General features: G+C 76.7%; 10 protein-coding genes. 4 read left to right on the top strand and 6 right to left on the bottom strand.

Going from position 1 to position 10884, the window contains the following annotated elements:
* Positions 1-142: 142 nt before the first annotated feature.
* Positions 143-1219: a methyl-accepting chemotaxis protein gene (locus ABEB16_RS03895; RefSeq protein ID WP_345710959.1), complete on the bottom strand. Its 1077-nt coding sequence runs from the start codon at positions 1217-1219 to the stop codon at positions 143-145.
* Between the two features lie 189 nt (positions 1220-1408).
* Here ABEB16_RS03895 and ABEB16_RS03890 point away from each other — a divergent pair, with 189 nt between their 5' ends.
* Together ABEB16_RS03890 and ABEB16_RS03885 are read left to right on the top strand one after the other, a co-directional pair.
* Positions 1409-2401: a serine/threonine-protein kinase gene (locus tag ABEB16_RS03890; protein ID WP_345710958.1), complete on the top strand. Its 993-nt coding sequence runs from the start codon at positions 1409-1411 to the stop codon at positions 2399-2401.
* Positions 2398-2637, top strand: coding sequence for a hypothetical protein (locus ABEB16_RS03885; RefSeq protein ID WP_345710957.1), 240 nt, complete (start codon positions 2398-2400; stop codon positions 2635-2637). The genes ABEB16_RS03890 and ABEB16_RS03885 overlap by 4 nt, the downstream gene beginning before the upstream one ends.
* Here the strand turns inward: ABEB16_RS03885 and ABEB16_RS03880 are convergent.
* Complete coding sequence (locus ABEB16_RS03880) at positions 2618-3472, bottom strand: HAD family hydrolase (protein ID WP_345710956.1); 855 nt, start codon at positions 3470-3472, stop codon at positions 2618-2620. The two genes, ABEB16_RS03885 and ABEB16_RS03880, sit on opposite strands and share 20 nt — an antisense overlap.
* On the bottom strand, positions 3469-4284 hold the full coding sequence (locus ABEB16_RS03875; RefSeq protein ID WP_345710955.1) for an HAD family hydrolase: 816 nt from the start codon (positions 4282-4284) through the stop codon (positions 3469-3471). The genes ABEB16_RS03880 and ABEB16_RS03875 overlap by 4 nt, the downstream gene beginning before the upstream one ends.
* A gap of 300 nt (positions 4285-4584) precedes the next feature.
* Here ABEB16_RS03875 and ABEB16_RS03870 point away from each other — a divergent pair, with 300 nt between their 5' ends.
* The gene (locus tag ABEB16_RS03870) at positions 4585-5460 is read left to right on the top strand and encodes an endonuclease domain-containing protein (RefSeq protein ID WP_345710954.1); all 876 of its coding nucleotides are present in this window, start codon (positions 4585-4587) and stop codon (positions 5458-5460) included.
* A 171-nt stretch (positions 5461-5631) separates the two neighbouring features.
* Here the strand turns inward: ABEB16_RS03870 and serS are convergent, their stop codons facing one another.
* The 3 genes from serS to ABEB16_RS03855 are packed head-to-tail and all read right to left on the bottom strand — an operon-like array spanning position 5632 to position 9992.
* Entirely contained in the window at positions 5632-6912 is a 1281-nt protein-coding gene (serS, locus tag ABEB16_RS03865) for a serine--tRNA ligase (protein ID WP_345710953.1), read from the bottom strand.
* Between the two features lie 9 nt (positions 6913-6921).
* On the bottom strand, positions 6922-8430 hold the full coding sequence (locus tag ABEB16_RS03860; protein ID WP_345710952.1) for a GGDEF domain-containing protein: 1509 nt from the start codon (positions 8428-8430) through the stop codon (positions 6922-6924).
* 53 nt (positions 8431-8483) lie between these two features.
* Positions 8484-9992, bottom strand: a complete 1509-nt coding sequence (locus tag ABEB16_RS03855; protein ID WP_345710951.1) for a GGDEF domain-containing protein — start codon at positions 9990-9992, stop codon at positions 8484-8486.
* A gap of 186 nt (positions 9993-10178) precedes the next feature.
* On the opposite strand from ABEB16_RS03855, the gene ABEB16_RS03850 reads away from it, so the two are divergent.
* The coding region (locus ABEB16_RS03850) for a diacylglycerol/lipid kinase family protein (protein WP_345710950.1) at positions 10179-10884 on the top strand (706 nt) is incomplete at its 3' end.

The following is a 10884-nucleotide window of genomic DNA, read 5'->3' as shown; positions in this document are numbered from 1 at the left end:
GGCGGAGCAGCTCGTCGGCGGCTGAGCGGGCGGAGCAGCTCGTCGGCGGCCGAGCGGGCGGAGCAACTCGTCGGCGGCCGAGCGGGACGCAGCAGGGGACGTCCCGGTCGGGACGTCCCCTGCTGGTGCGCCGGCGGTGGCGTCAGTAGCCCATGGCGCTCTGCAGCTCCCCGGCGCCGTCGGCGAGCTGCTCGGCGACCTCCCGCACGCGGCCGGCCACGGCGGCGGCGTCGTTGGTGGAGCGGGCGATGTTGTCCACGCGCCCGGAGATCTCGCCGGCGGTGGCCGACTGCTCGTCCACGGCGCCGGCGATCGTGGTCTGCTGGGCCTCGATCTCGCCGATGAGGGCCACGATGCGGCCGATGGCGTCGCCGGCGCTGGCCGAGTCCGCCTGGATGGTCGCGATCATCGCGGAGATCTGGTCGGTGGCCTCCGCGGTGCGGCGGGCCAGCTCCTTGACCTCGGTGGCCACGACGTTGAAGCCGCGGCCGGCCTCCCCGGCGCGGGCGGCCTCGATGGTGGCGTTCAGCGCGAGCAGGTTGGTCTGCTCGGCGATGGCGGTGATGAGCCGGGAGATCGAGCCGATCTCCTCGCTGGAGGCGGCGAGCTTGGCGACGCTGTCGCTGGCGTGCTGGGCGGAGGCCACGGCGGTGCCGGTGCTGCTGGCGGCCGCGCTGGCGCCCGTGGAGATCTCCCGGATGGAGCCGGTGAGCTCGCCGGCGCCCTGCAGCAGCGCGTCGGCCTGGCTGGCGGCGGCCCCGGCGGAGCCGGCCAGCTCGTCACCCAGCGCGGCCAGGGACGCGCCGTACTCGGCGATGCGGCCGGTCGCGGCGCGGGCGCCCTCGGTGACGCGGGTGAAGTCGCTGACGTCCTCCCAGCTCGTGACGTAGCCGCCGGGCACGCGGTCCGCCGTGGAGCGGATGCTGTGGATCGCGGCGCCGGCGCCGCGGGTGAAGACCTTGCGCGCCGGGAAGGAGGTCGTGCCGCGCAGCCACGCCTTGAACTCGGCCATGCCGCGGTCGTACTCGGCCTGGCCGACGGTGGTCCTGGCCCGCTCCAGCTCGGCGTGCCCGGCGGGGTTGGCCCACACCAGCTCGGCGCGCTCGTCGAGGACGAAGACGGTCGAGGGGGCGTGCTGCAGCACCGCCGCCACGGCGTCCGCCGTGGAGATCAGGGGGTGGTTGCCCAGTCCACCGCTCGTGCGTCCGCGCCAGCCCATGCTCGTCCTCGTCTCCTCCGGTCCACCCCAGGCCTGCCGCCTCTGCATCGGCACGTCGGGCCGCGAGCATGAGCGCCGGTCCCGGGACACCGCCGGGTGGGGCGGATGTCGGTCCCCGGTGCCAGAGTGGTCACCGACCGGACCCACGGTGACCACCGGTCACCGCCGGCACCGACGCGGAGGGGGACCATGCACATCGACTCGGCCCGGGAGCTGAAGCAGCAGCTGCGCGAGGCGGTGCCCGCGGAGGCGCTGGCGGTGCGGGCGCGCCAGCCCGGCACGGCCGCGGTCGGCATCAGCGTGCTGGGCAGCCGGGCGGACGGCACGCCCCGCTACGGGGTCGCCGTGCGCTACGCCGGCCCCGAGGGCGAGCCCCTGCTGCAGCGGGCCCGGGAGCTGGCCGCCACCAGCGCCGGCCCCGAGGTCGACGTGCGCCACGTGGGCCTCGTGCGCGCCCTGACCGCGCCGGCGGAGGACCGGACGTGGACGCCCGGCGCCCTGCAGCAGCGGGTGCGGCCGCTGCACCCGGGCCTGTCGGTGGCGCACCGGGACGTCACGGCCGGGACGCTGGGGGCGTTCGTCACCGTCGCCGGCCTCGAGGGGGTGTTCGCGCTGTCGAACAACCACGTGCTGGCCGACTCCGACCGCGCCGCGCTGCAGGACGCCGTGCTGCAGCCAGGTCCCGCCGACGGCGGCGACACCGACGACCGGGTCGGTGCGCTCGCGCGGGCCGTGCCGCTGCGCGACGGCGGCAGGGTGGACGCCGCGCTCGCCCTGCTGGCCGGGGTGAGCGGCCCCGCCGACCCCGCGATCGACCTGCGCTACCCCGTGGGCCGGCTGACCGGCTGGGCCGAGCCGGACGACGAGGTCGCGGTGGAGAAGGTGGGCCGCACCACCGGCCGCACCCGCGGGCGGATCAGCGCCATCGAGCTGGACGGGGTGACCGTGCAGTTCCCCGTCGGCCCCGTCGCCTTCGACGGGCAGATCGAGGTCACCGGCTCCGGCGGGTCGTTCTCCGAGGGCGGCGACTCCGGCTCCCTGGTCTACCGCCCGGACACCCGCGAGGCCGTCGGGCTGCTCTTCGCGGGCAGCGAGACCGGCGGCGAGGACGGCACGGGCCTCACGTTCTGCAACCCGATCGGTCTTGTGCTCGAAGCCCTCGGTGCCACACTGGTCGTGTGACTTCCCCCGACGATCCCTTCGGCAGAGCCGCCGCACAGGCGGCCAAGGCCCGCGTCCAGGACCTCTTCGGCGCGGATTCCCGCGTCCAGGGCGTCGGCATCGCCCGCCGCTCGGGCACCTACGGCGTGAAGGTCAACGTGGTCTCCGAGCAGGACGTGCCCGACCTGCCCGACGCCGTGGACGGGGTGCCCGTGCTGGTGGCGGCCGTCGGCCGGATCAGCGCCCGCGCAAGCTGAGCAGCCGCTCCACCACCTGCGCCACCCCGTCGTCGGCGCAGTCCGGCGCGACGTCGTCCGCCGCCGCCAGCGCGGCCGGGTGCCCGTCCGCCATCGCGTAGCCCCGCCCCGCCCACGTCAGCATCTCCAGGTCGTTGGGCATGTCCCCGAACGCGACGACCCCCTCCGGTCCCACCCCCTCCGCCGCGGCGACCTCCGCCAGCGTCGAGGCCTTGCTCACCCCCGGCGCCATGATCTCGATGAGGGAGTCCGCGGCGTTGGAGTGGGTGACGCTCACCAGACCCGCCAGCGCCTCCCGCGCCACCCGCAGCATCTCGTCGCTGCTCGTCCCCGGCCGCTTCGCGAGGATCTTCACGACGGTCGGGCCGTCCGCGACGAGCTCCTCCAGCGGGCCCACCCGCTGCTCCAGCCCCGTGTCGAACCGGGTGGCGTAGTGCGGCTCGCGGCGGAAACCCACCACGGTCTCCACGCCCAGCCCCACCCCGGGCAGCACCGGCCGCAGCCGCGCGGCGACCTCGCACACCACCTCCGGCGCCAGCAGGTGCGAGCGCAGCACCCGCCGGGTGGCGAGGTCGTAGACCACCGCCCCGTTGGCGCAGACCGCCTGCCCGGTGAGCCCGGCCTCCTGCGCCACGGGCGCCATCCACCGCGGCGGCCGGCCGGTGACGAACACCACCCGCACACCGGCCTCCCCGCACGCCCGGAAGGCGCGCAGCGTGCGCTCGGACACCGCCCGGTCGCGGGCGACGATCGTGCCGTCGATGTCGGTGGCGACCAGCCGCAGCCGCCGCGCCAGGGCCAGCTCGTCGGCGAGGCGGCCGCCGTCCGCCGTCACGAGCGCGCCCCCCCGGCGGCCAGCAGGCCCTCCAGCACGTCGGCCAGGCCGTCGTCGACGACGTCGCCGCACACCTCGTCCGCGGCGGCGCGCACCTCCTGCGGGGCGTTGCCCATCGCCACCCCGCGCGCCGCCCACGTCAGCATCTCGATGTCGTTGCGGCCGTCGCCGACCGCCAGCGTGTCCGCCGGGTCCACGTGCAGCCACGAGCGCACCGCGTCCAGCGCGCTGGCCTTGGTGACGCCGTCGGGCGCCAGGTCCAGCCACGCCGTCCAGCCCACCGAGTACGCCACCCCGTGCAGGCCGACCCGGTTGACGAGGTCGACGAACTGCTGCGGCGTGTGGGCGGGGCTGCGCACGACGACGCGCATGGCGGGCTCGGCGTACAGCTCCTCGAACGGCACGATCTGCATCTCGCCGGTGAGCTCCCCGTCGGGGAAGGGCGCCGTGAGCTTGTACCCGCGGCCGAGCACCTCCACCGCGTAGAGGGCCTCGGGCAGGTGCTCGCGCAGCAGCTCCAGCGCCGGGGTCGGGTCGAACATCCGCTGGGAGACCACCTCGTAGCCGCGCTCCTGCGCCGGGTCCAGCCGCACCGTCACCGCCCCGTTGCTGCACACCAGGTAGCCGTCCAGCAGGCTGAGGCGGTCCAGGACGGGCAGCGCGCCCTGCAGGGCGCGGCCGGTGGCGACGACGACGTGGGAGTCACCGGCGGCCACGGCCCGCACCGCGTCGCGCACCCGGTCGGAGAGCCGCTCGTCGTGGTCGAGGATGGTGCCGTCGATGTCGAGGGCGACGAGCCGCGGGAGGGTCACCGTCCGACCCTAACGAGCCGTGCAGCCCCACCGCGCCGGGAGGTTCCCACGGGCGCCCATACCCCCGCACCAGCGCCCATCTCCGGGTTCGGGCGCCCCCCACCCCCCGCACCAGCGCCCATCTCCAGGTTCGGGCGCCCCCCACCCCCCGCACCAGCGCCCATCTCCAGGTTCGGGCGCCTGACGATCGACGTGCCCCGCTCGGCAGGCGAGTCGTCCACAGGTAGGTCGGGCACCGGGCCCTCCACAGGGGCCCACCCGTACGGCCGCGGACCGGCCGACGCTCAGCAGGCTCACGCCGTGCCCCACCGCAGCCACCTCGTCGACGACCTGCCGCGGATCTTCCGCGGCTCGGACGCAGTCGCCCACGGCGCCCTCACCCGCGCCCAGCTGAGAGGGCCGGCCGTGCAGCGCGTCGTGCGGGGCGTCTACACCCGCCCAGGCGTGCGATCCACCCACCTGTTGCGCTGCGAAGCGACCGGGCTGCTCCTCCCCCCGGACGCCCTGCTGACGGGGCGCTCGGCCGCGACGGTGCGCGGCGTCGACCTGGCCCGCTGGGAAGACCCGGTGGAGGTCCTCGTGCAGGAGGGCACGTCGCGGGAGCTGCCGCGAGGGGTGGTCGTGCGACGCGCTACCCGGATGCCGGCGGGGGACCCGTGGTCCACGACGGCGCTGGCACCGCCGCTTCGGATGGCGTTCGACCTGGCGTCGCGAGCGCAGCTGCCCGTCGCCGTGTCGTACCTGGACGCCGTCGTCCGGGCCGGCCTCGTCGATCGCGCCGCGCTGGGCCGCTGGCTCGACGACGTGCACGATCCGGGGGTGCGGGCAGCGCGCCGGGCAGCAGAGCTGTGCGACCCGCGCGCCGAGTCGCTGCCGGAGTCGGTCCTGCGGGTCGCGTGCGTCCTGGCCGGCATCCGGGTCGTGCCGCAGGTCGTGGTGCGGGACCGCGGACGTGTCGTAGCGCGGGTGGACCTCGCTGTGGAGGGCATCCGGGTGGCGGTGGAGTACGACGGCGGCTGGCACGCGCTGCGCGAGCAGCTCGAGGTCGACCGGCAGCGGATGCGCGACCTCGGGGAAGCAGGGTGGGAGGTCGTCCACGTCACCGCTTCGATGCTCGCCCGGCCCGACGAGGTCGTGGCTGCGATCCGCGGCGCTGTGCAGCGAGCATCCCGCTGACGCCACCGCCCATCTCCGGATTCGGGCGCTTCGCCTGGCACGCCGAACCACCCGAACCCGGAGATGGGCGCCCAACACCAGGCACGAGAGCGCCCAAACCCGGAGAAGGGCGCCCAACACCAGGCACGAGAGCGCCCAAACCCGGAGAAGGGCGAGAAAGGGCGGGCGCCCTCAGCCCGGCGGGGTCAGGACGTCCAGGCCGAGGAACGGGCGCAGCGCCTGCGGCACCCGCACCGAGCCGTCGGGGAGCTGGTGGTTCTCCAGGATCGCCACCAGCCAGCGCGTCGTGGCCAGCGTGCCGTTGAGCGTCGCCACCGGCCGGGTGCCGGCCCCCTCCTCGCCGGGCACCCGCTCGCGCACGTTGAGCCGCCGCGCCTGGAACGTCGTGCAGTTCGACGTCGACGACAGCTCCCGGTACGTCCCCTGCGACGGGATCCACGCCTCGCAGTCGAACTTGCGCGACGCCGACGAGCCCAGGTCCCCGGCGGCGGTGTCGATGACCCGGTACGGCACCTCGACCGCGGCGAGCATCTCCTCCTCCCACGCCAGCAGGCGGCGGTGCTCGGCGGCGGCGTCCTCGACGCGGCAGAAGGAGAACATCTCCACCTTGTGGAACTGGTGCACCCGGATGATGCCCCGGGTGTCCTTGCCGTGGGAGCCGGCCTCGCGGCGGTAGCAGGCCGACCAGCCGGCGTAGCGGCGCGGGCCGGCGGACAGGTCGAGGATCTCGTCGGCGTGGTAGCCGGCCAGCGCCACCTCCGAGGTGCCCGTGAGGTAGAGGTCGTCGGCCTCCAGCCGGTACACCTCCTCCGCGTGCGCCCCGAGGAAGCCGGTGCCCGCCATGACCTCCGGCTTCACCAGCGTCGGGGTGATCATCGGGGTGAACCCGGCGGCCACGGCCCGGGCGACGGCCAGGTTGAGCAGCGCCAGCTCCAGGCGGGCACCGACGCCGGTGAGGAAGTAGAACCGCGCGCCCGACACCTTCGCGCCGCGGGCGGTGTCGATGGCGCCGAGCAGCTGGCCCAGCTCCAGGTGGTCGCGCCAGGCCGCCAGCCCCTCCGGCAGCGCCGGGCGCCCGCCGACCTCGCGGAGCACGGCGTAGTCGTCCTCCCCGCCGGCCGGGACGCCGTCCTCGACGACGTTGGGGATGCGGCGCAGCAGGTCCTCGAACTCCCCGGCGGCGGTGTCGGAGGCCACCTGCGCGGCCTTGACGCGCTCGGCGAGCTCCTTGACCTGCGCGAGCAGGGCCTGCTTCTCCTCGCCCTTCGCCTTCGCGACGTCCCTGCCGCGGGACTTCTGCTCCGCCCGCAGCCGCTCGAACTCCGCGATGGTCTCGCGGCGGCGGACGTCGGCGGCGAGCACGGCGTCCACGACGCCCTCGTCCTCGCCGCGGGCGCGCTGGCTGGCGCGGACGGCGTCCGGGTCGTCCCTCAACAGGCGCAGGTCGATCACCCGTCGACCCTACCGAGCGGCGGGCTCCGGGGCGCCCGCGTGCCCGGGCACCCCGGCCGGCGGCACACCGGCCACCACCGTGCGGGCGCGACCGGAGCGCTTGGCGGTGTACAGCGCCTCGTCGGCGCGGCGCAGCGCGGCGGCGGGTTCCTCCGCGGGGTCCCACGCCGCCACCCCGATCGAGCACGTCTGCCCCCGCGGCACGCCGCGGTGCAGGGCCGAGAGCCGGGCGGCGGCCGCGGCGGCGTCCACGCCGGGCAGCAGCACCGCGAACTCCTCCCCGCCCCAGCGCGCCAGGACCGCGTCCGGCCCCACCTCCCGGTGCAGCGCCGCCGTCCACGCGACGGCGGCCTCGCGCAGCAGCTCGTCCCCCACGGCGTGGCCGTGGGCGTCGTTGAACTGCTTGAAGTGGTCCAGGTCCAGCAGCGCCACCGCCAGCCCGGTGCCGCCGCGCCGGGCGGTCGCGCAGGCCCGCGCGACCTCGTGGTCCCAGGTGCGGCGGTTGGCCAGCCCGGTGAGGGCGTCGGTGCGCGCCTGCACCGCCAGCTGCGCAGCCTGCTCGTGCACCTGCGCCAGCAGGTCGCCCATCCGCACCGCGACGAGGACGACGAGGACGAGCGCGGCGCAGCCCAGCAGCACCGGGTGGGTGTCGCCGCCGCGCAGCCCCAGCGCGGCGGTCAGCCCGGAGGGCAGGGCGGCGGCCAGCGCCAGCACGAGCAGCCGGGTCCTGGTGAGCCCCACCGGCCGCTGCGCCCGGGCGGGTGCGGGGGGCGCGACCACCGGGCTCGACCAGACCGCCAGGGCGATCAGGGCGCGCGAGCACAGCCATCCGGTGGTCACCCACTGCGCGGGCAGCTGCGCCCCGGCGAGCTGGCCGAGGCAGAACCCGACGTCGGCGGCGACGAGCAGCGCCAGGGCCGCCAGCAGCAGCCACGAGGACCGCGAGCGCTGGCCCGTCAGCAGGGCGGTGCGGGCCAGCAGGTAGACGACCCCGACGTCGGCGAGGGGATACAGGGCGGCGACGACCCGGTCCGGCAGGGGCGCGGCGTCGTTCGCCAGCAGCGGCACGACGAGCCGGACGCCGAGGAGGGCCGCGCAGCTCACCGTGACGATGGACGCGTCGAGCAGCGCGCCGCGGCGGTGCGAGTCAGCGGGCCGCACCAGGCCCATCACCCCGAGGGCCAGCAGGCCGTAGCCGACGAGGAAGGGGACGTCCACCACGGGGAAGCGGTCACCGCCACCGCACAGGTACCGCACGATGAAGCCGAGGTCGGCGACGAGGAACAGCACCTGGGACGCGGCGACGAGGGCCCAGGAGCGGCGGCGGGCCGCCGGGGAACGCCGCACGCCGGCGACGACGGCGGTCAGGGCGGCCACCATGAGGGCGTAGTAGGCGGCCACCTGCGGCGTAGACCCCAGCGGCATCCCCACGTGCACCACCAGCACCGGCAGCAGGCACAGCAGGCCGAGCAGCCACGGCACGACCGGCCGTCCCGCTCCCCCCGACAGTCTGCTCACCACGAGGGCATCGACCTGCGCGGCGGCCCCCTGGATCGACCGGACGGGTGCGGCTACCGCCCCGGTGCCCGCGGCCGCAGCCGCAGCCGCGGCACCGGCACGGCGGGCCCCCGTGGCACACCGGGCCCCGGGGGCGCGGCCGGGGCGACCTCGGTGCGGGCCCGGCCGGCGCGCTTGGCCGCGTAGAGGGCCTCGTCGGCCCGGCGCAGCACCGCGTCGGGGTCCTGGCCGGCCTCGAGGACGGCCACCCCGATCGAGCAGGTCTGCCCGCGCGGGGTGCTCGCGTGCACGGCGTCGAGGCGGGCGGTCGCGGCGGCGGCGCCCAGGCCGGGCAGCAGCACCGCGAACTCCTCCCCGCCCCAGCGCGCCAGCACCACCCCGGCCCCCAGCGCCTCCCGCCAGGCGGCGGCGGCCTCCCGCAGCAGCTCGTCGCCGACCGGGTGGCCGTGGGTGTCGTTGAACCGCTTGAAGTGGTCCAGGTCCACCAGCGCCACCGACAGCGGCAGCCCCCGCGCGGCGGCGGCGGCGCAGGCGCGGGCGAGGGCGTGGTCCCAGGTGCGGCGGTTGGCGAGCCCGGTGAGGGGGTCGGTGCGGGCCTGCTCGGCGAGCTGGTCGGCCTGCTGCCGCAGCAGCTCCAAGAGGTCGGCGACGCGCAGCAGCACGAGGGCGACGACGACGAGGGTGGCGCCGCCGAGGAGCACCACGTGCTGCTCGGTGCCCAGCAGCGCGCTGCCGACGAGCAGCAGCGAGGGCAGCAGCGCGGCCAGCGACAGCACCGCCAGCCGGCCCCGGGTCAGGCCCGCCCGCCGGCGCGGCGGGGCGGGCGAGGCCAGGGCGGCGGCCCCCGGCGAGCACGCCGCGACGGCGACGAGCACGTAGTAGAGCAGCCACGCCAGGTTCATCCACCGCGGTGCGGTGGTGTCGTCGACGGCGGCCTGCCAGGCGGACCAGCCGAAGTCGGCGCAGACCGTGCAGACCAGCGCCAGCACGAGCGGGAGCAGGGCACCGCCGCGACCGCCCGGCCACGTCAGCGTGCGGGCCAGCAGGTGGACGAGGGCGACGTCGGCGAGGGGGTAGAGCGCGGCGACGAGCTGCGCGGCGCGGGAGGAACCGCCGTCCTGCGCGGCGGGCAGGACGACGAGGACGCCGACGAGGGCGGCGACGCTGGTGGTGACGATGGCCGCGTCGAGCAGCGCCCCCCGCCGGTGCCGGGAGGCGGGTTCGCGCACCAGGCCCAGCACGCCCGCCACGAGCAGGGCGTAGCCGGTCAGGTAGACGGCGTCGGCGGCGGACGGGTACGTCTCGACGCCGCGCAGGGCCATCGCGAGCCACACGAGCTCCCCGACGGCGAACGCCGCCTGGCAGGCACCCACCAGCAGCCACGGCCGGCGGGCGCCTCGTGGCAGGCGGCGCAGGCCCGCGCCGGTGAAGGCCACCGCCAGCAGCACCACGACCACGTAGCCGACGAGCTCCGCGGTGGAGCCGGGCTCCAGCAGCAGGTAGCCCGGCAGCGGCAGCAGGCACGCGACGAGCGCCACCAGGTGCAGCGGTGCGCGCCGCACGGCGGCCCACCACCCGCCCACCCGACCGGCTCGACCCCTCACCCCACGATCGTCGGCCCCGCGGGCCGCGGTCCGCAGGGCGGGAGACCCACATCACCGCAACGGTGCAGTCCCGGCACGCTGCGTCAGCACCGGGCCCGGTGCCACCGGCACGGGTGCACCGGGCGGCGCCGGTACCGTCATCACGTGAGCGGTGGCGACCAGGACGGCACGCTCCTGCTGCTCGGCCTGCTCACCGTGCTGCTGGTGGCCCTGGTCGTCGTCGCGGCCGAGCTGCGACCGCGACGACCCCACCCCCACCCCCCGGCGCCGGACGAGCCGCAGGAGCCGTCGGAGCCCGGCGAGGGCCGGCGCGCCGCCGTGGTCGTCAACCCGACGAAGTTCCCCGGCCGGCTGGACGCGGTGCGCGCGGAGGTCGAGGCCGCCTTCCGCGAGCACGGCTGGCGCCGGCCGCTGTGGCTGCAGACCACCCCCGAGGACCCCGGCCGCGGGCAGGCGCGCGCCGCGCTGGCCGCGGGGGCCGACATCGTCCTGGCGTGCGGCGGGGACGGGACGGTGCGGGTCGTCGGCGAGGCGATGGCCGGCACCGGGGTCCCGGTGGGGCTGCTGCCGGCGGGCACGGGCAACCTGCTGGCCCGCAACCTCGACCTGCCGCACGCGGACCTCTCCCGCTCGCTGGCGGTCGTCTTCACCGGCAGCGACCACGCCATCGACGTCGGGCGCCTCCTCGTCGACCGCAGCGGCCGCGACCGCGCCCCCGAGGAGCACGCCTTCCTCGTCATGGCGGGGATGGGCTTCGACGGGGCGGTCATGGTGGGCGTCGAGGACGACCTGAAGGCCCGCATCGGCCCGGCGGCCTACGTGCTGTCGGGGCTACGGGCGTTGCGGGGGC

Source organism: Kineococcus glutinatus (assembly GCF_039542765.1).
In the GTDB taxonomy this organism is placed as follows: domain Bacteria; phylum Actinomycetota; class Actinomycetes; order Actinomycetales; family Kineococcaceae; genus Kineococcus_A; species Kineococcus_A glutinatus.
Note: the sequence above shows the minus strand (reverse complement) of the source record. Positions and strands in the feature narration are given on the sequence as shown.

Excerpts from the sequence above, each read along its gene's own strand:
- ABEB16_RS03895 (WP_345710959.1), bottom strand. The coding sequence starts at position 1,219 with ATGGGCTGGCGCGGACGCACGAGCGGTGGACTGGGCAACCACCCCCTG.
- ABEB16_RS03890 (WP_345710958.1), top strand. The coding sequence starts at position 1,409 with ATGCACATCGACTCGGCCCGGGAGCTGAAGCAGCAGCTGCGCGAGGCG.